This is a genomic window from Sporosarcina siberiensis (assembly GCF_042681925.1).
Taxonomy (GTDB): Bacteria; Bacillota; Bacilli; order Bacillales_A; family Planococcaceae; genus Sporosarcina; species Sporosarcina siberiensis.
Genome location: NZ_JBHUGI010000015.1, coordinates 23,573 through 44,578 on the forward strand (window position 1 = coordinate 23,573; position 21,006 = coordinate 44,578).

The following is a 21,006-nucleotide window of genomic DNA, read 5'->3' on the forward strand; positions in this document are numbered from 1 at the left end:
CAACTGGATTTCCAGGTGTGATGGGCCTTTTTTTATTGTATAGCTCCGATGCTTTGCAAATCCACCTTAAAGACAACTTTAAATTCTAAGTCTGGATAAATAGCTTCCCAATCGGAAATAGTATTTTTGTCATTTATGCGAGTTGCTCGATATCGTAGACCAAAACCGAACGGGTCCAAATCTTCTTCTTGGGCTTTTTTTAATAAATCTTCTGTGGTTTTTTTCATAACTTTTGCAGTTGTTTTATTATACTCATCTAGTTTTGAAATGCTTAAGGGTTTACTTGACTCCAACACAGTTCCAACAACGTTAATATTAATATTCACTAGAGGTGTCTTACCTTCTTCAGTATGAATTTTATATTTCATCTTCATTTTCTGTACATTCAAAAGCATGATAAAGTCTTCCTCTTTTACCTTGAAGCTATAGCCAGATGAATGATGAAAAAGTGAGTTGAAGTATAAAGTTTCAGTGGGACTCAACTTAAATGGAGGACTATTCTTTTTTAATATAACGGATTTATTGACGATTAGTTCGGATTGTTCTTCGTTTGTTTCTAACAAGGGAATTACTGCATCAATTCCTTTTGTAAAGTAATTTCGTCTAAATTCAAAGAGTGGTGTTGTTGTAATGAATGGACTATCCGTCCCATTGCCATCAAAGATGTTGAATAAGGCGATAGAGCTAGCCACTTCTGTAGATGGTTCCACTTTTAGAATTTCTTCTGCGGTTGGACTTGCGGCTCCAACCCAGGCAACCAATTGAATGTCACCCCTACGGATAAAATAATCCATGAAGCTCTGATAGTCATTGATTAAAAGATCCTCGTGAATTGCGATTATTTTTGTTTGTCCAAACTCAAGTGCTTTGTCTACGTGCGTTTCAATAATTCGTATGGCTTCCGATATTGAATCACCATCATGTGAAAGATAGGTGTACGACGGACTTGTTGATTGTTTTATGGATCCAATAGGAAGTGCAATTTTTAAAGTGACTTTGAATTTTTTATCTTCTTTTTCCGAAGGATCAATGCCAATACCTACAATGAATGTTCGTTTGTCAATATCTTTAAAAGCACATCCAGATAATAAAGTGCAAAACAACAAGATGATGGTGGATGTAAAAATCTTACCTTTATTAAAACGTGAACTCATTTTGTTGCACCTCGTTTAATAAGCCACATTGTGAACAGGAAAACAAAAAAGAAAATAGGCACTATGTTATAAATAAAACGAGCGAATTCAAATAATTGATGCTCTGTCATTTGAAGAGACAAGACGATGGCGACTAACGTAAAACATAAGCCGATAATATGCGGTGTCAAATTCGTCTCTTTCCATTTCAAATTCTTGAAATAGACAACACTCTCCAATAACTGTGCGGCTACATGCCAATGAATAATCATTGACAGTATAGCAATTGACACAAAATAGAACATGAACATGAAAACGAGTCGTTCGATAAGTCCAAATTTAATTCGAATGGAATCTGTTGTAGAAATCCAAGGATAAAGAAGGTTATCGACGTTCTCAAATCCTCCAAAACCAATGGGGATAAAATATGTTGTAAAAAGTATGAAGAAGCTGGTTAAGCCGATAATTACAACTTGTTTTGCTCCGAAAACCTCCTTTCTCAAGAAGTACCTATTAAAAATTGCCAAATTAACCACCCCAGTAAAAATAAAAGCCGAAGCAGTGACTACATCATAAGTAGGCAGTTTATTGGCATGCATTACCGCAAGTTTTACATAGTCCCAATTGAGAGTAGAGCTTCCATAGGCTTTAATATAAGAGTAAAGAATTATCGGAAATATGAGTAAAAAGATGATCTCGGTTGAATACAATACATTTTTAGTTTTCATTAATACACCATAAGAAATAATAATCAAGAAAGGAGTAATCATAGTTAAAATGGTCATTTCAGGTGATAGAAATGTCACCAACATGAATGTAAATGTGACTAGGGTTAAAGTTCCGGCTAAATACCACATGATTACAAAATAAATTAAAATCGGATAGTGAAACCACTTAGGCGTATATTCTTTCATAAGTTCAGGCAACCCTTGTCCAGGGAAGTGATTGAAAAAAAGCATACTAATATATATCATTAGTAATCCGACAATCCCACCAATAACCATTGAAAAAATAGCGCCATTTTTGGTGTTGTTAAGCAATATATTTGGAACCGTTGACACTGTATTTGTAATCATTGTTACAGTGATTAAATAATAAGTGTATCGGTTCATTCGTTGTTCACCTTTTTCTCGTCATTCTTCGCCAAAATGAAGAATTTGAAGTAGGGCTCTCCGAAGCTATCTTTATTGGCCAACAGCATGATTAAGAGTAAAAAACCCACTATTAACCCATTTAAGCCGAATAGTGAAGTGAAAATAATTAAAAAGATTCTAGTTATTCGAATGGAGAAACCTAATTCGTTAATTGGTATGACAAATGTCGAGATGGCAACGGCGGCAACAACGATAATCATGATATTCGATGCCAATGCGGCTTCTGTGGCTGCAGTACCTAAAATCAAACCGCCAACTGTAGTTGCTGTTGCGCTTACAGCCTTTGGAAGACGTATGCTTGCTTCTGTTAATAGTTCCATGAAGATAAGCATGAATAACACTTCGATATAGGATGGATAGGGAACTCCTATCCGACTCCCTGTAACTGTTAAGGCTAGTTCTGTGCGCAAAATCTCGGGATTATAGGATGTTACAGCCACATATACACTTGGGAGCAACAAACAGGTAAGTAAACCAAAGTAGCCTAAAAAAGTTGTGAATAACGATATCCAAAAGTTGTGATAGTTGGACTCCATTGAAACCATAAAATCAAAAAAGACAACAGGAGCTATGATAGCTTGTGGACTGCCATCTACCATAACGATCACTTTACCTCCTGTGATATTATAGACGATGCGGTCGGGGCGCTCAGTTAATATAGTTGTCGGATAAAGATTGTACTTCTTGTCTGTTAATAACCTTTCTAAATCACCAGCTGATTGGACGAGAGGGACTTCCAACAGTTCTATTTTCTCTTTAATTTTGTTTAGAACTTTAAGGTTGACCGATTCTTCATCATAAAGGAGGGCAATCATTCGATTAGATCTGTCATTTAGTTGATACGTATTCATAACCAGTGACGCACCATGATAATTTTGACGGATAATGTTTAGATTTGTTGCCAAGTCTTCGCTAAATGCAAGTTGTGGACCATGGATCGTTGCTTCCATTAGTGTTGGATGGACAGTATCTGAATTCACTTTCCTTAATTCTAAAAATATAAATCTTTCTTCTATTGCTATTAATAAAAACCCTCTTGTCAATTCAACCAAAAGTTCTTCATTTGATGGAACTTCAGATTTATTTGGTAAAGAATTTAAATAGGCTTCAAAATGCTCAATGGTATTGAGTTCGAAAAAAGGTTTTATGATAACATTTTGAAGTTTTTCACCGTCTACAACTGTTTTTAAGTAAAATAGATGTGCCTCTTTGTCCTCAATAATAAGCGGGATTTGAGCGATATCGAAAGAGGATTTTAGCTTCTCTGCAAGTTCCGCCATTAGTTTAGGTGGTACGGACACAGTTTTTTTGTTTTCCTTCATGCTCAAATCTCCTATCACGAAAACTAATTTCGTATTGGATTTTCTTCAGCATATTTAGATTAACCAAAAACAGTAGGTTTCAACCGAAATCCATAAAAGGAGAAATAGATAGTACGGTAATTCCACCTACACAGAATCTTCTAACTACCTATATTTATTCTTCTTGCTATGCTACGATAAATATCATGGGAATGTAGTTTTCTAGAGAGAGAAAACAAATGTATTGCAGTTGGTGAATATTTCGCTATACATACAGAAAAAGAGAGGCTTTACTTCCGGTAACGGAAGAGATAGGGGGAGCAGATGAAGGGGAAAATGAGAGCGTTATTTTTCATAATTATCGCACTGTTGCTAATGTCAGCTTGTTCAAAAGAAGAGGTAATGGAAGAACCTGAAAAAGTTCCAGATAAAGTGATTGAAGTTGAGGAACCAGAAGAGGAAGAAGAAGTTGAGGAAGTTGTTCCGAAATTTATGTCACCATTTACAGGTGTTTTTGAAGAAGAGGAAAATATGCAACGGCCAATCCTTGTAACAATTAATAATCATCCATTAGCCCGTCCGCAATCGGGTATTAGTGAAGCAGATATCGTGTATGAATTTATTGCTGAAGGAAATGTTACAAGGCTTTTAGCAGTATTTCAAAGCGAGTTGCCTGAGCAAGTCGGACCGGTTCGAAGTGCAAGGGATTACTTTATTCATGTTGCAAAAGGGCTCGATGCCTTTTATGTCGCTCATGGATACAGTCCAGATGCACTGGCACTACTCCAAAAAGGCTATGTGGATAATATAAATGGAATGTACTATGATGGAACACTTTTTAAACGTTCAACCGATCGGAAGGCACCCCATAACTCGTATACTTCAGCTGAGAACATACTTTTAGGCGCTGAGAAAACAAATGCATCGATGGAAATTAGTAAATTACCGTCACTTTCTTTCCATGATTCTATTGAAAGTGCTAAAGTAGGAGTTCAGGCAAATATTGCTGTTGTTCATAATGGTTCACATCCGAATTTTACAAGTACCTATATGTATGATGAAATACAAAGTACTTATATTCGTTCCGTAAATGATATTGTTACAATAGATAAGTCCAATGATGAGGAAGTTGAATTATCCAATATACTTGTGTTTGAAGCAGTTCACCGAACAATTGATAATGTAGGAAGACAGTCCGTTGATATTGAAACAGGTGGCAAAGCGATGCTTTTTCAAGCGGGTATGATGAGAGAAATAGAATGGAAAAATATAGACGGTATCCTTACACCGATTGAAGACGGCGTGCCGGCAAAATTGGTTCCGGGTAAAACATGGATTCACATCATTCCAACGAATCCGGGGTTAAATACATCCGTCACATTTACCCCTTAATAAATTCATTCAGAGAGAGGGAAAGTAATGCAAATTAATAAGATACGTGGACATCAGACAGATCAGCTTTTCACAGCAATACTCGAACTGAAAAATCTAGATGAATGTTATGCGTTTTTTGATGACCTTTCAACAATGAGTGAAATACAATCTTTAGCCCAGCGTTTGGAAGTAGCACAATTACTGAAGTTGAAAAATACGTACGATACGATTCAACATGAAACGGGTGCGAGTACCGCAACAATCTCACGCATTCGTCGTTGTGTCGACTATGGCTCAGGCGGATATAATATGATTTTAGATAGACTTTATCCCGAAACTGTACAACAAAATGCTGAGAAATCTGAGTGAAATCCGGACAGAATTGAGCCGAGGCTTAATTTATTAATTCAGAACCAGGTGGAGAAAGAATCCGCCGGGTTTTTTTGCTATACTAGAGATATAAATATGAAATGGTTAGGTGATTGGCAATGGACTTCACTACTTGGCGTCACGCGTTTAAATTAGATCCGGCAAAAACAGTGACGGATCTTCAAATAGAGCAATTAGCTGAATCGGGAACGGACGGTATTATTGTCGGAGGTTCAGATGGTGTAACTCTGGACAATGTGCTTGACTTACTCGTCCGAATACGCAGATATGCTGTTCCAATAGCACTTGAAGTATCAACAGTTGAGTCTGTTACACCTGGGTTTGATTATTACTTCATACCAACAGTACTCAACTCTCCCAAAGCAGAATGGATTAACGGAATCCATCATTCGGCACTTCGTAAATATGGCTTTATGATGGATTGGAATGAAATTTTTACAGAAGGATACTGTATCTTAAATCCAAATTGTAAAGCCGCACTTTTGACAGGTGTTGAAAAAGTTCCAGATAAAGAAGATGTACTTGCATATGCCCGAATGGCCGAACATCTTTTCAATTTACCTGTTTTTTATATGGAATACAGCGGTATGTATGGAAATCCTGAACTTGTTCGGGCGGCATCTAAAGTTCTCGAAAAAACAAAGTTATTTTACGGCGGCGGTATTGAAAATGCTGAGGACGCAAAAACAATGGCTGAAATCGCCGATACAATTGTTGTCGGAAATTGTATATACAAAGATTTTGAAGCAGCACTATCGACTGTAAATGCAGTGAAGTCTGTTACGAAAAGCATAAGATAGTGTATAATTAGAACAAATGTTCCGAGAGGCGGTATTGAATGAATCAAATAGCAGAAAATCTACTGGCTGGTATGAATCCAGAGCAGGCACGAGCGGTAAAGAAGACAGAAGGTCCTTTATTAATTATGGCAGGCGCAGGCTCGGGAAAAACACGGGTGCTTACACATAGAATTGCTTATTTAGTCGTTGAAAAGAATGTGTATCCATCCAATATATTAGCCATTACATTTACGAATAAAGCCGCCCGAGAAATGCGTGACCGAGTAGATGATTTACTTGGTGCGGGGACTGGACAACGTATGTGGGTATCGACGTTTCACTCGATGTGTGTTCGGATTTTACGTCGCAATGTTGACAGAATTGGTATTTCTAAATCATTCTCTATTTTGGATTCGGCGGATCAGTTAACAGTTGTTAGAAATGTACTGAAACAGCTCAACTTAGACCCGAAGCAAAATGATCCTCGTATGATGTTAAACGCCATTAGTTCGGCTAAAAACGAATGCATCGATGCACAGGCATACCGCAGTCAAATTAATAACCACAATCCGTATGAGAAAACAATCGCAGATGTCTACGATGCCTATGCGAAACGTTTGCGTCAAAACCAGTCGTTCGATTTTGATGATTTAATCATGATGACGCTTGTTCTTTTTGAACGTGTTCCGGATGTTTTAGAATATTATCAAAACAAATTTCAATACATTCACGTTGATGAGTATCAGGATACTAATAATGCACAGTATCGCTTAGTTACTATGCTTGCAGAGAAATTTAAAAATTTATGTGTTGTCGGCGACTCTGACCAATCCATATACGGTTGGCGTGGGGCAGATATCGGAAATATTATGTCTTTTGAAAAGGACTATAAAGATGCCGAAGTGATAATGCTTGAACAGAACTATCGCTCAACGAAACGAATCCTTCAAGCAGCCAATGACGTCATTACAAATAACCGGAGTCGCTATGATAAACAACTTCGGACCGATAATCTAGAAGGCGAAGCGATTTCAGTTTATATAGCGAGCGATGAAAAAGATGAATCCCAATTTGTAGTCGGTAAGATTCTTGAACTGCAAAAAGAAGAAGGTTTAAAGCTGGACCAATTTGCAGTTTTATATAGAACGAACGCTCAATCCCGGGTCATTGAAGAATACCTTGTGAAGTCGAACATAGATTACACAATTGTTGGCGGTACGAAATTCTATGATCGTAAAGAAATTAAAGATCTTCTTGCCTACTTGCGCCTGACAGCAAACAACTCGGATGACCTTGCACTTGCACGTGTAATCAATGAGCCAAAACGAAGCATCGGTGCAACGTCATTTGAAAAAATTGCACGTTTTGCAATTGACCATGACCGAACAATTCTAGACGCACTTCAGGAAGTTGATTTTATGGGGCTTACTTCTAGAGCTGCTAATGAAGTTGCTAAGTTCCGTGATTTAATAAATGGTTTTACTAAAATGCAGGAATACTTATCTGTTTCTGAACTCGTTAAAGAAATACTTGATAAAACAGGTTATAAGGAAATGCTGCAAAAAGATCCATCAATTGAATCCGAAAGTCGGCTTGAAAATATTGAAGAGTTTCTGACCGTAACAAATTCCTTTGAAAAAGGCTCTGACGATAAATCACTCGTTGCTTTCTTAACAGATTTGGCACTGATTGCAGATATCGATTCACTTGATAAGGATGAAAATAAAAACACCGAAAAAGTTGTTCTTATGACAATGCACGCAGCAAAAGGACTTGAATATCCTGTGGTGTTCATCATAGGCATGGAGGAAAATGTCTTCCCTCATTCACGTTCAATGGGTGATGATGATGAAATGGAAGAAGAGAGACGTCTTGCTTATGTTGGAATTACACGTGCGGAACAAAGACTCTATTTATCTTCAGCCAGGTATCGGACACTTTACGGACGTGCAAGTTACAATATGCCTTCACGATTTATCGGGGAAATCTCAGAAGATATTACTGAAGAATTATCAATAAACACCGGCTTTTCTATAGGGAAAAAACCCGCTGGAAAAACTTCTGCACCGGTTCGACCAGCCGTTAAAAAGCCTATGTATAAGAAAAGCGGCGGCGATAAAATGGGGTGGAATCCCGGCGACAAAGCGACTCATAAAAAATGGGGCGTAGGAATGGTTGTTAGTGTTAAAGGGAGCGGCGAGGAAATTGAACTGGATATCGCGTTTCCAAATCCAGTTGGTGTGAAAAGGTTATTAGCTAAATTCGCCCCCATAGAAAAAGTTTGACGAGTCTGGAGGAAGAACAAATGATGGACCAAAGCAAACTCAAAGAGCGAGTGGACGAGCTAAATGCTCTTCTTCTTGAGTACGGTCATGCGTATTACGTACTTGATAAGCCGCTTGTTCCTGACGCGATGTACGACGGCTATTTTCAGGAGTTACTTCGTATTGAAGAGCAGTTTCCTGATTTTATTTATCCATATTCTCCGACTCAACGAATTGGAGGAGAAACTCTCTCAGGATTTAATAAAATCCCACATGAGTATCCAATGCTCAGCCTATCCAATGCGTTCGATGAGGAAGAATTACGAGACTTTGACAGACGTGTCCAATCAGGCGCGGGGTCAAATGTTTCCTATATTTGCGAATTGAAAATTGACGGCCTTGCAATATCCCTTAAATATGTTGATGGGGTATTTGTTCAAGGTTCTACGCGTGGAGATGGGTCGGTTGGCGAAGACATTACAGCAAGTTTAAAAACCATCCGGACTATACCGTTAAAGTTAAAGGAACCTATTTCAATCGAAGTGCGCGGCGAGGCGTACATGCCGAAAAAAGCATTTGTACAATTAAACGAAGCACGAGACGAAGCCGGAGAAGAACCTTTCATGAACCCTCGAAATGCGGCGGCGGGATCTCTACGTCAACTAGACCCCAAAATTGCGGCAAGTCGGAATCTAGCTGTATTCATTTATGGAATAGCGGGAGATGCCGGAGAATATGGAGTAGACAGTCATTCAGATGCTCTGGATTTTGTTAGCCGGCTTGGATTTGAAACAAATAAGGAAAGAAAGCGTTGCGCGACGATTGAAGAAGTGATTGAGTATGTGAACATATGGATGGATAAACGTTCAAATCTTGATTATGACATTGACGGTATTGTTGTGAAGGTAGACCTTATTGAGGACCAAGAGCAACTTGGATATACCGCAAGAAGTCCAAAATGGGCTGCAGCTTTCAAGTTTCCAGCAATGGAAGTGCAAACGAAGTTAGTGGATATTGAGTTAAGTGTTGGCCGGACAGGTGTTATTACGCCAACCGCGATACTCGAGCCAGTATTGGTAGATGGGTCAACAGTTGGGCGTGCTTCGCTTCATAATGAAGACCTTATAAAAGAAAAAGATATACGAATAGGTGATACAGTTATTATCCGAAAAGCGGGTGATATTATTCCCGAAGTTGTTGCCCCTATCATCGAAGAACGTTCTAGCAATGCTCAACCTTTTGAAATGCCAAAAGAGTGTCCGGCATGTGATTCTGAACTGATTCGTATTGAAGGTGAAGTAGCTGTTCGTTGTGTAAATCCACAATGCCCTGCCCAAATGAAAGAAGCGATTATTCATTTTGTCTCACGCAATGCCATGAACATAGAAGGAATCGGAGAACGAGTGGTGGATCAACTGTACGAAGCTCATCTCGTTCATGATGTTGCTGATCTTTATACATTAACGAGAGAGCAATTAATCGAACTCGATCGAATGGGCGAAAAATCAGTATCGAATTTGTTGACAGCGATTGAAGCCTCCAAACAAAACTCTCTTGAAAAGATGTTATTTGGCTTAGGGATTCGCCATGTTGGAGAGAAGGCGGCAAGAATTCTTGCTGAAGAATTTGAAACCCTTAGGGAACTCATGCAAGCGGATACTGAAAAGTTAACATCCATACATGAAATAGGAGATAAAGTAGCAACTTCCATTACAACTTATTTTGGTAATGAGGATGTTCTTAAAGTAATTGGAAAGCTTGAAATGCATGGATTGAATATGTCATATAAAGGCCTCTTACGGCAGGAAGTACCGACTAGTGGAGTATTCGTAAACAAAACAGTCGTACTTACAGGTAAGCTTATGGTTCTTACGCGTGGTGAGGCGAAGAAGGCAATAGAGGCGCTTGGTGGTATAGTAAGTGGTAGTGTAAGTAAAAAAACGGATATCGTAGTTGCTGGGGAAGCAGCTGGATCTAAGTTAGCTAAAGCTGAAGAACTTGAAATCACTGTTTGGAATGAAACACAATTAATCGAAGCACTAGGCGAAAAGGAGTCATAAAATGAAAAAAATGTTAATCATTCCTGGACTAGTTGCTGTTGTACTTATTAGCGGTTGCCTTCCTTCAATTGATAAGAAAGAGGAAGTCCTACAGGACAATGAACAACGCGTCGAAGAGATGGTCGTAATTCCTAGTATTCAAATAAAGGAAGAATATTATCGGTCGATTATCCCGTTTAAAGAAAGTGCAAGTCGTGGCTATATGGGTAGTACAAACACGAAGTATGATGTAAGAGAAGCAGAAGAGGGATTATTACGACTGTCCCTACAAAAGTTCGACCCCAAAAATCATTTTTTCCAAGAAGGTCAATTCATTGATGAGACAACTGTTAAATCATGGCTTGGAAGAAAGTCTGAAACGAATACATTGGGTTTAAATCCAGAAACAACGGATGAAATGACCGAAGCTGAAATAGCTAGCCAAGCACCAAGCTATCTTGCTCGTATTGTGGAACAGAATTATCTTGTCCTAACAGATGAAAAAAAACTTCGCTTAGCTGGAATATCCATTGGACTATCATTGAATTCCGTTCATTACACTAGAAGTGGTGAAGAAACTAAAATCACTAAAGAAGCATTGGAAGCAGAAGGTATGGAAATGGGAGAAGAGATTATCCGTAGAATTCGTTCGCAAGAAGGTCTTAAAGATATTCCAATTGTAATTGGTTTATTTAAACAAGAGAGTCGAAATTCTATTGTTCCAGGATCTTATTTTGCTACAACGACGGCCGAAAAAGGTAAAGACACCCCTTCTGGATGGAAAATCGTAGACGAGGAACATGTATTGTTCCCTGCTTCAACAAACGATGAGAAGTATCGCGATTTAGATACATCCTTTAAAAAGTTTAAACAGGAAATTGATAATTATTTCCCTAGTTTCGTAAATGTAATTGGTCGTGGCCTTTATAAAGATGGTTCAATTAAATCTTTATCAATAGAAATACCAATTCAGTTTTTTGGAACGAGTGAAACAATCGGTTTCACACAATATATAACGAGTCTCATTAAAGATATCTTTCCTAATATCGATATTGAAGCAAGCGTAACATCAGTAAATGGGGCTGAAGCGTTAATTGTGAAAGAAGCTGGAAATGATGAACCGTATGTCCACATTTACGGCTACTAGTAAGACATAACTTTTCATGACAATAGTATGATGTTATGATTAATTGTACAATAGAACAAAGAGGAGGAAAGTGCATGACACAATTCACTAAAGATAATGTGCAGTATTTTGCAAACTTTGCTAGGCTCGGAGTGACAGATACTGAAGCAGAAGTATTTGCTTCTCAACTAGAAGTTTTGATTGGTTTTTCAGACATATTAAATGAAGTGGATACTGAAAATGTTGAACCGATGACACATCCGCTTCATCTTTTTAACGTGCTACGTGAAGACGTGCCAACAGATGTATTAGATCGTGAAGAAATGTTGAAAAGCGTAAAGGAAACTGAATCCGGAATGATTAAAGTTCCGAATATCCTTTAATGAACGGATTTAAGGAGGAAAACCAATGACATTATTGAGTAAAACAGCAGCAGAACTTCAAGCACTCTTACATAACCGGGAAGTATCTGTAAAAGAGTTAACAGAAGCATCATTTACCCGGATTACCGAAGTAGATGGTGATGTACAAGCCTTTTTGACAACAACAAGAGATGAGGCACTAGCTAGAGCCGAGCAGTTGGACAAAGAGCCAATCGAAGGAAGAGGGCCACTTTTTGGACTTCCAATCGGATTGAAAGACAATATTGTAACTAAAGGAATTAAGACAACATGTGCGAGTAAAATGCTCGAAGACTTTGTTCCGATTTACGATGCGACTGTTGTAGAAAAAATCAATGAAGCAGGTATGGTAACTGTTGGAAAGCTAAACATGGATGAATTTGCTATGGGCTCTACAACGGAACACTCTGCTTTCCAAACAACGCATAATCCTTGGAATTTGGATTACGTTCCTGGTGGTTCTTCTGGAGGATCCGCAGCTGCAGTAGCCGCTGGGGAAGTACTCTTTTCACTCGGTAGCGATACGGGCGGTTCGGTTCGACAACCTGCTGCATTTTGCGGAGTAGTTGGCATGAAACCAACAGCGGGTCGTATTTCTAGATCTGGTCTTGTTGCATTTGCATCGTCACTCGATCAAATTGGACCGATTACGAAGACTGTTGAAGACAACGCTCTTCTACTGGGTGCAATAGCCGGTATTGATCACCGCGACTCATCTAGTTCACCACAAGCTGTTCCCGACTATAGAGCTGCACTTACTGGCGATATCAAGGGGATGAAAATTGCTGTACCTAAAGAGTATCTCGGAGAAGGTGTTTCGGCCGAAGTTAAAAAGTCCGTAACCGACGCTTTAAAAGTTCTTGAATCACTTGGTGCGTCTTGGGAAGAAGTTTCTCTTCCACACTTGAAATATTCTTCACCGACGTATTATGTCATTTCTTCTTCTGAAGCATCATCCAATCTTTCTCGTTTTGATGGTATTCGATATGGCTATCGAGCTGAAAACGTTCAAAATCTTAATGAGCTTTACTTGCGTTCACGTCAAGAAGGATTTGGCGACGAAGTGAAAAAACGGATTCTTTATGGTACGTATGCATTAAGTGCAGATCATCATAAAGATTTATATGTCAAGGCGATGAAAGTGCGAGCATTAATTGCACAGGATTTTGCAAACGTATTTGAAAAATATGATGTAATTGTAGGTCCTACAACAGCTACTGCTCCATACAAAATCGGCCAAGTAATTGAAGATTCATTAACGCTTTATGCGAATGATATGTTGACAGTGCCTGTGAATTTAGCTGGAGTACCTGCAATTTCAGTGCCATGTGGCTTTTCTGAAGGTCTACCACTAGGTTTGCAAATGATTGGTAAGCATTTTGATGAAGCGACACTTTACAGAATTGCTCATGCGTATGAACAAGCAACTGATTTCCATACAAGCACTCCGAACTTAGGGGAGGGGAAAAACTAATGAACTTTGAAACAATTGTTGGGCTTGAAGTCCACGTTGAACTTAAAACAGATACAAAGATATTTTCACCAGCTCCCGCTCATTTCGGCGCTGAACCTAATATGAATATTCATATTACAGACCTAGCCTATCCTGGTGTTATGCCAACAATGAACACACGTGCAATCGATTTTGGTATGAAAGCATCAATGGCATTGAACTGTGATGTTGCATCTGAAATGCATTTCGATCGTAAGCATTATTTCTACCCGGATAATCCAAAAGCTTACCAAATTACTCAAGACAAGCGTCCTGTTGGTTCAAACGGATGGATTGAAATTGAAGTAGATGGTAAGAAAAAGAAAATCCGAATTGAAAGAGTGCACTTGGAGGAAGATGCGGGAAAACTGACGCATTCTGACAATGGGTATTCACTTGTTGATTTAAATCGACAAGGAACGCCGCTTATTGAAATCGTTACAGAGGCTGATATTCGTTCAGCGGATGAAGCTTATGCATTCCTTGAGAAATTAAAAGCAATCATACAATACACAGGCGTATCCGATGTTCGTATGGAAGAAGGCTCACTTCGTTGTGATGCGAATATTTCCATTCGCCCATTTGGTCAAGATGAATTTGGCACAAAAACCGAATTGAAAAACTTGAATTCATTTAACTTCGTTCGTAGAGGGATCGAAAATGAAGTTGAACGTCAAAAAGGCATTCTTCTAGCCGGCGGAGAAATTGTTCAAGAAACGCGTCGTTATGATGAAACAACGGGTCAGACAGTTCTCATGCGGATTAAAGGGAATTCGGATGATTATCGCTTCATAAATGATCCGGATTTATCGGAAATTCATATCGATGAAGAGTGGATGGAACGTGTTCGAAAAGAAATTCCTGAACTTCCAGATGCACGAAAAGAACGTTATATAAATGATCTTGAACTTCCAGCATACGATGCAATGGTACTTACATTAACAAAAGAAATGTCCGACTTCTTTGAAGCGACAGTATCCGAAGGTGCCGATGCAAAACTCGCATCTAACTGGTTGATGGGTGAAGTATCTGCGTATCTGAATGCAGAACAAAAGGAACTTCACGATACAGCTCTTACAGCTGAGGGACTTTCAACTATGATTAAGCTAATTTCCGATGGAACAATTTCTTCTAAAATAGCTAAAAAAGTATTTAAGGAATTGATTGAAGAAGGCGGAAACGCAAACGATATCGTTAAGGAAAAGGGACTTGTCCAAATTTCTGACGAAGGTACTCTTCGTAAAATGGTTAATGAAATATTAGATACAAATGAACAATCTATTTTGGATTACAAAGATGGTAAAAATAAAGCACTTGGTTTCCTTGTAGGTCAATTAATGAAAGCCTCTAAAGGTCAGGCAAATCCACCGCTTGTAAATAAAATACTTCTAGAAGAAATTCAAAAAAGATAAGTAATTAGGAACATTATTTAGAGTTTTTAGAAAAGGTGTTAGTTGTATGGCTTATAAATAGTCGTACAATTAACGCCTTTTTAGATTCTCGCATTTGATTCAATTGCTTTAAAATCGTACAATTAATGAAAGGAAGTGAATTTCATTATGAAGACCGAAAAACACTATTTTGACGAAGCAATTTCCATTGCTGAATATATGGGAAATATGAACACACATAAAGAGAGTTCTAAGCGTATTTATGAGATGTTTGAAGTTCCAAAAGACGATGAATTTATCGAATTGTTAACTGAAAAGAAGCCTGAAATCCTAGTAATCACGGAAGACTGGTGTGGGGATGCAATGTTGAATAACCCTATACTACGTAAAATTGGAGAAGCTGCTAAACTAGATATACGGGTAGTTTACCGTGATGAAGATACAGATTTAATAGATAAGTATTTAACAAATGGTGGAAGGTCGATTCCTTAGTATTTACTGCTAGGGAATACAGGCGAGGTCGAAGCAACTTGGGGTCCACGTGCAGAACCACTTCAGGAGAATGTGACGGGACTTCTTAAGTCGTTGCCACCGAAAGATGCACCGGAGTTTGAGGAGAAAAAGAATGAGTTTGTAGCACGTGTTACAGCGGAGTATACGACAAAACCGGAATTTTGGTTAATGGTTTATGAAGATATTCGCAGTAGTTTTCTTCCAGTGTTACAAAAGAAATCACACTAGACAAAACCAGTGCAACATGAGAATTTGTATTTAAAGATTCAACCATCAAAATGTGTAAATAGAAAGGGACTTCCGAATATGAAGCGTGCACGTATTATATATAACCCCACAGCGGGTCGAGAAGCTTTTCGCAAGCATATTGCAGAGGTACTTGAAAAACTTGAAATCGCCGGATATGAAACATCTTGCCATGCAACAACATCTGAAGGAGATGCCACGATAGCCGCTGGCAAAGCGGTTGAAAATGGTTTCGATCTCATCATATCTGCTGGCGGAGACGGTACTCTAAATGAAGTAATTGCAGGTGTGAGTCCATTTGAGAAACGACCGAAGATAGGTTTGATTCCAATGGGAACAACGAATGATTTTGCGCGTGCTTTACGCATTCCACGAGATGTTGAGGAAGCAGTGGATATCATCATTCAAGGAGATTCTATCCCTGTAGACGTAGGGATAATGAATGATAGGCATTTTATTAACATTGCTGGTGGAGGCCGATTAACAGAATTAACGTATGATGTACCAAGTAGGTTAAAGACAATGCTTGGGCAAATGGCTTATTATTTAAAAGGAATTGAAATGTTGCCTTCGATTCATTCATCTCATGTACGAATCGAATACGACGGTGAAGTATTTGATGAGGAAGCGATGTTATTTCTTGTTGGCCTCACAAATTCAGTTGGAGGCTTTGAGAAATTGGCCCCTGATTCAAGTTTGAATGATGGGAAATTCACGTTGATTATTTTGAAGAAGTGTAATATTGCTGAATTTATACGCATTGTTTCGCTTGCTATGCGGGGTGAACATTTAGATGACCCACTAGTGATTTCAAGTAAAGCTGAGAAAATTACCGTGACATCGAAAGATAAAGTGCTGCTAAATTTAGATGGTGAATATGGTGGAGTTTTACCAGCAACATTCCAAAACCTTTTCCAACATGTCGAAATGTATGCACCTTTAGATAAGTTGCGAAAAGAAGATTTAGTCAATATCAATATTAAAAAAGTCGAATGAAAAAAGCTGTACATGAATCGGAATCCGATCCAAGTACAGCTTTTTTTACTGTAGAGATTTGTTAAAGGGAACAGATTATAAAAGAAGGATCGATTGGTCTTGGTTTGCTGCGAGCTTCGGGAGATCATCGACTGGTATAAACTGATGACAATAAATCATGCCGTCATCCTCCCCGTCGCTTATAACAAGATGTTCCCATTCTGTTCGAGGGGGACCCACATAATCGAGATGGAAAACAGTTCGCTCATACACCGTATCTTTGTTTTCGGGGTAGTAGTTTGTTTTGTTTACTTTTCCCTTTAGCACAAGCTCATCACGGGGAATTCCCGTTTCCTCTTCAATCTCTCTATAAAGTGCATCAATAATTAATTCTTCGTGTTCAATTACACCACCGGGAACTTGATATCCGGCTTCAGGCATATTTTTGTGTTTGAACACTAAAAGTTCCCAGTTCGGTTCTTCTCCTCTGGTAATGTACCCAAGGACTTTTCTTTTCATTTCCATATTTTTCACCTCTTACTACTTATCATTCCATTTTACATAGGATTCAAACTATTCGCAAGTGTTTTCAATAAAAGATATTTCATGAAAAATTGCGAAAAATATCTTTTTTCGCAGTAAATAAAGAATCTAATGGGTATAGATGATTTTAAAGTTGGGTTTCAACAGAAAGTAACTGGAGAGGATGCGTTGCAATGTACAAAACACATGAAAAACGCCTTGTTTGGCTTGCTTTTATTATTGCAGGAATTATGTTGGTTTCAATTGTTGGAAGAATCTTTGGAAGTTAGAGGGGGAAATCGAATTGGGAAATGAAGAAGCAGTCTTTTATCACGGATATATGGCGAGGAGTGTAGGATATATGTTCATAACTGTCGGATATTAACCCAAGCTACTACATTTGGTGCTTAGCATGTTAAACTAAAGACATTAGAAATTTGGAGGAAATCATATATGTCTTATATTGTAAATAGAAATGATCGATTGAATGTATTTGTGGAAGATTTAACGCACGACGGATCTGGAGTAGCGAAAGTAGACGGCTATCCACTTTTCATTCCAGGGGCATTACCAGGTGAAGAAGTCGAGATTCAAGTTGGTAAAACATTAAAAAAGTATGGCTTTGCTCGATTGGTGAAAATCACAAAAGCATCGCCTGATCGCGTTGAACCGCCTTGTCATGTGTTCTCAGAATGCGGTGGATGTCAGATGCAGCATTTGTCTTATGAAGGTCAGCTGGTTCAAAAAAGGAAAACGGTCCGCGATGTAATCGACCGGGTTGGTAAATTACCGCATGTACCTGTTCACCCGGTGAAAGGTATGAAGGATCCATGGAGATACAGAAATAAATCACAGATTCCGTTTGCCGAACAAGATGGTAAAGTGGTTTCTGGCTTTTACAGAACACGTACACATCATATTGTGGACACAGATGTTTGTCTCATTCAAAGTAACGAGGCGGACGACCTGATGACGGCTCTCAAAATGGAGTTACATAATATGGGGGTGGATGCTTATGATGAGCGGACAAACCTTGGTATGCTCCGTCATCTCATTGTGCGAAAAGGACGTGCAACGGGCGAAATCATGGTGATCCTTGTAACTCGCAAAAAGAAATTCACGCAACAAGATGCGGTTATCGAATTGATTAAGCGTGTTGTCCCTGAAGTAACTTCGATTATGCAAAACGTCAATAGTGAAAAAACGAATGTTATTTTTGGTGATTATACGGTTCCTTTATACGGAAAATCATTTATCGTCGATTCAATAGGCGATATTAACTTTGAAATCTCCGCGCGTTCGTTTTATCAAATAAATCCGGAACAAACTGAAGTGCTATACGGACAAGCTCTTGAATATGCACAGCTTACAGGCAATGAATCTGTAATTGACGCGTATTGCGGCATTGGAACAATCTCGCTGTTCTTGGCACAAAAAGCGAAGGAAGTATACGGTGTTGAAATCGTGCCGGAAGCAATTGCAGATGCCAAAAGAAATGCGGAGTTAAATAATATTGACAACGCATTTTTTGAAGCAGGACCCGCAGAAGTTGTAATTCCAAATTGGTACGCCGAAGGAAAAAGATTCGACGTACTTGTAGTAGATCCGCCGAGAAAAGGATGCGATGAAGAGTTGCTGAACACAATTCTAGAATACAAGCCGAAACGCGTAGTTTATGTGTCCTGTAATCCTGGAACGCTTGCACGCGATCTAAGAATCCTTGAGGACGGTGGATACCGCACACAGGAAATCCAACCTGTTGATATGTTCCCGCACTCGAGTCATGTGGAATGCGTCGCGTTGCTAGAAAGAGAAATGTCTAACTAAAATAAACACTTCTCAACAATAATATACTTTACCGATTTTACATCCTGTTTTTCTTGTTTCAATTATAATAAACATTTCCGATTCCCATATTCGAATTGTCATAATTGTATTTTGCATAGGCACCTATCACTAATGTTTTGCACTTATTTATTGAATAATTTACACATACTATATAAAGAAAGTAGGAGGGAAATATGTTTACAATCAAAAATTTTGAAGATAATGATAATGTGGAAATTACGGAACAATTAGGTGCATTTAAAGTGGTAGAATTTCAACGAGATTTGAGTGTCAATCATGTTACAGCTCAAACTGCTTTCTATGCTGCTGAAATGAATGTGAGAAGAAGGCAGTTAATCTGCGATGTTAATCATTCAAACATCACGATTCAAGCTGGGGCTATGCAATGGATGGCAGGAGATGTGAAAGCAACAACAGGGATTAAAGGGGTAGGCGATTTTATTGGAAAAACATTTAGAGGAAAAGTTACTAAGGAATCTGCAATAAAGCCTGAATACACTGGAACTGGTAAACTTGTCTTAGAACCAACATATAAGCATATTTTACTTCTTGATGTTGCAGATTGGAATCATTCAATCATCATTGAAGATGGTATGTTTTTAGCTTGTGAATCAGAATTACAACATAAAGCTGTAATGCGGTCTAATTTGTCTTCTGCAGCATTTGGTGGAGAGGGATTATTTAACCTTGGAATCTCAGGAAGCGGTGTAATCGCACTTGAATCTGATGTGCCAAGAGAGGAACTCATAGAAATAGAGTTAGAAGATGATGAGTTGAAAATTGATGGTAATATGGCAGTTGTTTGGTCAGGTAGTTTGAAATTTACAGTAGAACGATCAGGCAAAACATTTATGGGTTCAGCAGCTTCGGGAGAAGGTTTAGTTAATGTCTATCGCGGAACGGGTAAAGTGTTAATGGTTCCTGTCCGTCAATAAGCTTAAAATACTGATCCAAACATAAAAGATATTGTTCGGTACTTTGATTATTAAGTAATTACAGTAAGATGGCTTTATTCATGGATTCAAGATGGAAGTCAAAGAAGGATCTAACTATTACCTGTGAAACTATGTAATATTCATTTAGAACTTTTAGAATACGTAAATTGATCTTATCAGAGTGGCTTGGTTGGATCTCGAATAACAACTGCGAAATAATCTGTAAATTATGTTGTTAAATATAAAAAGACTCCTGAGCATTATTTATGAAATTTTACTTTTGATTTAAACAAATCTAGGTATGACATAATAAAAAGGAGCAAATTAAAATGATAGGGAAGAGAATAACTGCACATATTTTAAATAGAGTTATAATCTTTTTTCCATCAATGATATTACTTGGGGGAGTTACCTTACTGATATTCCCAAGTTATTTCATATTCGGAAATGATGAATCAGGATGGTTAATATTCTGGCTTTTAAAGTACATGATCTGTTTACCGACAGTATTTATAGATTTAGTAAGTCGACCATTTGAATTTCTGAAGGTAATTGAAATAATATTACCTGCATTAATAAGTTTAATTATTATAGAAATTATAAGTATCACCTTGATAAAACGTGATTTAGGTATGAAAGTTATGGGGCTTAAAATAGTATCTATTAAAGAAAAACCATTGAGCTTAATACAAATAATAGTTAGAACTGTAATAAAATATTTTTCATTATCTTTTTTTCCTTTTGTACTGGTATATCTTTTTTTAAATAAGGATAAAATCACACTGCATGATAAGATTTCTTATACTAAAGTAGTGAAAATACAAAAATGAAAAATAATTCATATTCCCAGAGCAGAGTCTTATTACGCTAAACCCTCATTTTTGCTTATAAAAATCAAACCTATATCCCCCGAACGAATAGTTCGAGGGAATTTTAGATCCCAGAAGATTTCATGTATGCAACCTAACTGTAATTCTAGAAAACAGACAATTTTGTTGAACGACGTTACAAAACGTACTCAAATAATTGTGGATTACCTTTGCGTGTAGTGGAAACAAGCAATTCAAACAACTATATATGCAAACAAATTAGAAATATATTTCAGCATATACCTAATAAACAT

19 protein-coding genes are annotated in these 21,006 nt (G+C 38.0%); 15 read left to right on the forward strand and 4 right to left on the reverse strand.

What is annotated here, in order from left to right; genetic code table 11:
- Positions 1 to 32: 32 nt before the first annotated feature.
- From ACFSFY_RS06675 to ACFSFY_RS06685, 3 genes are read right to left on the reverse strand one after another with little or no spacing between them, the layout of a single operon-like run.
- Positions 33 to 1,154, reverse strand: coding sequence for a Ger(x)C family spore germination protein (locus ACFSFY_RS06675; protein WP_381536473.1), 1,122 nt, complete (start codon positions 1,152 to 1,154; stop codon positions 33 to 35).
- Positions 1,151 to 2,245 carry a GerAB/ArcD/ProY family transporter gene (locus ACFSFY_RS06680; RefSeq protein WP_381536475.1) on the reverse strand — a complete coding sequence of 365 codons (1,095 nt, stop codon included), beginning with the start codon at positions 2,243 to 2,245 and terminating at the stop codon, positions 1,151 to 1,153. The genes ACFSFY_RS06675 and ACFSFY_RS06680 overlap by 4 nt, the downstream gene beginning before the upstream one ends.
- The gene (locus tag ACFSFY_RS06685; protein WP_381536477.1) at positions 2,242 to 3,609 is read right to left on the reverse strand and encodes a spore germination protein; all 1,368 of its coding nucleotides are present in this window, start codon (positions 3,607 to 3,609) and stop codon (positions 2,242 to 2,244) included. The genes ACFSFY_RS06680 and ACFSFY_RS06685 overlap by 4 nt, the downstream gene beginning before the upstream one ends.
- A gap of 303 nt (positions 3,610 to 3,912) precedes the next feature.
- On the opposite strand from ACFSFY_RS06685, the gene ACFSFY_RS06690 reads away from it, so the two are divergent.
- The 12 genes from ACFSFY_RS06690 (at position 3,913) to ACFSFY_RS06745 (ending at position 16,599) form a co-directional block, all read left to right on the forward strand.
- On the forward strand, positions 3,913 to 4,980 hold the full coding sequence (locus ACFSFY_RS06690; protein WP_381536479.1) for a DUF3048 domain-containing protein: 1,068 nt from the start codon (positions 3,913 to 3,915) through the stop codon (positions 4,978 to 4,980).
- Positions 4,981 to 5,007: 27 nt separating this feature from the next.
- Positions 5,008 to 5,331 (forward strand): YerC/YecD family TrpR-related protein, encoded by a 324-nt coding sequence (locus ACFSFY_RS06695; RefSeq protein ID WP_381536481.1) that lies wholly within the window; start codon positions 5,008 to 5,010, stop codon positions 5,329 to 5,331.
- 119 nt (positions 5,332 to 5,450) lie between these two features.
- Entirely contained in the window at positions 5,451 to 6,152 is a 702-nt protein-coding gene (gene pcrB, locus ACFSFY_RS06700) for a heptaprenylglyceryl phosphate synthase (protein WP_381536483.1), read from the forward strand.
- Positions 6,153 to 6,190: 38 nt separating this feature from the next.
- Entirely contained in the window at positions 6,191 to 8,416 is a 2,226-nt protein-coding gene (gene pcrA / locus ACFSFY_RS06705) for a DNA helicase PcrA (RefSeq protein WP_381536485.1), read from the forward strand.
- A 23-nt stretch (positions 8,417 to 8,439) separates the two neighbouring features.
- Positions 8,440 to 10,455 (forward strand): NAD-dependent DNA ligase LigA, encoded by a 2,016-nt coding sequence (gene ligA / locus ACFSFY_RS06710; RefSeq protein WP_381536487.1) that lies wholly within the window; start codon positions 8,440 to 8,442, stop codon positions 10,453 to 10,455.
- A 1-nt stretch (position 10,456) separates the two neighbouring features.
- Positions 10,457 to 11,581, forward strand: a complete 1,125-nt coding sequence (locus tag ACFSFY_RS06715; protein ID WP_381536489.1) for a CamS family sex pheromone protein — start codon at positions 10,457 to 10,459, stop codon at positions 11,579 to 11,581.
- A gap of 74 nt (positions 11,582 to 11,655) precedes the next feature.
- Positions 11,656 to 11,943, forward strand: coding sequence for an Asp-tRNA(Asn)/Glu-tRNA(Gln) amidotransferase subunit GatC (gatC, locus tag ACFSFY_RS06720; protein ID WP_381536491.1), 288 nt, complete (start codon positions 11,656 to 11,658; stop codon positions 11,941 to 11,943).
- Positions 11,944 to 11,968: 25 nt separating this feature from the next.
- Entirely contained in the window at positions 11,969 to 13,435 is a 1,467-nt protein-coding gene (gatA, locus tag ACFSFY_RS06725; protein ID WP_381536493.1) for an Asp-tRNA(Asn)/Glu-tRNA(Gln) amidotransferase subunit GatA, read from the forward strand.
- Positions 13,435 to 14,865 (forward strand): Asp-tRNA(Asn)/Glu-tRNA(Gln) amidotransferase subunit GatB, encoded by a 1,431-nt coding sequence (gene gatB / locus ACFSFY_RS06730; protein WP_381536496.1) that lies wholly within the window; start codon positions 13,435 to 13,437, stop codon positions 14,863 to 14,865. Before gatA ends, gatB begins: the two co-directional genes overlap by 1 nt.
- A 147-nt stretch (positions 14,866 to 15,012) precedes the next feature.
- A complete protein-coding gene (locus ACFSFY_RS06735) occupies positions 15,013 to 15,336 on the forward strand; it encodes a thioredoxin family protein (protein WP_381536498.1) in 324 nt (107 codons plus the stop codon).
- Between the two features lie 72 nt (positions 15,337 to 15,408).
- Positions 15,409 to 15,585 (forward strand): hypothetical protein, encoded by a 177-nt coding sequence (locus ACFSFY_RS06740; RefSeq protein WP_381536500.1) that lies wholly within the window; start codon positions 15,409 to 15,411, stop codon positions 15,583 to 15,585.
- Between the two features lie 78 nt (positions 15,586 to 15,663).
- Complete coding sequence (locus ACFSFY_RS06745) at positions 15,664 to 16,599, forward strand: diacylglycerol kinase (protein ID WP_381536502.1); 936 nt, start codon at positions 15,664 to 15,666, stop codon at positions 16,597 to 16,599.
- A 75-nt stretch (positions 16,600 to 16,674) separates the two neighbouring features.
- Here ACFSFY_RS06745 and ACFSFY_RS06750 read toward each other — a convergent pair whose 3' ends face one another.
- Complete coding sequence (locus ACFSFY_RS06750) at positions 16,675 to 17,103, reverse strand: NUDIX hydrolase (protein WP_381536503.1); 429 nt, start codon at positions 17,101 to 17,103, stop codon at positions 16,675 to 16,677.
- A gap of 450 nt (positions 17,104 to 17,553) precedes the next feature.
- Between ACFSFY_RS06750 and rlmD the strand changes: the two genes are divergently transcribed.
- The 3 genes from rlmD (at position 17,554) to ACFSFY_RS06765 (ending at position 20,713) form a co-directional block, all read left to right on the forward strand.
- Positions 17,554 to 18,927 carry a 23S rRNA (uracil(1939)-C(5))-methyltransferase RlmD gene (gene rlmD, locus ACFSFY_RS06755; protein WP_381536505.1) on the forward strand — a complete coding sequence of 458 codons (1,374 nt, stop codon included), beginning with the start codon at positions 17,554 to 17,556 and terminating at the stop codon, positions 18,925 to 18,927.
- 194 nt (positions 18,928 to 19,121) lie between these two features.
- Positions 19,122 to 19,883: an AIM24 family protein gene (locus ACFSFY_RS06760; RefSeq protein WP_381536507.1), complete on the forward strand. Its 762-nt coding sequence runs from the start codon at positions 19,122 to 19,124 to the stop codon at positions 19,881 to 19,883.
- A gap of 329 nt (positions 19,884 to 20,212) precedes the next feature.
- Positions 20,213 to 20,713, forward strand: coding sequence for an RDD family protein (locus ACFSFY_RS06765; RefSeq protein WP_381536509.1), 501 nt, complete (start codon positions 20,213 to 20,215; stop codon positions 20,711 to 20,713).
- Positions 20,714 to 21,006: the final 293 nt, after the last annotated feature.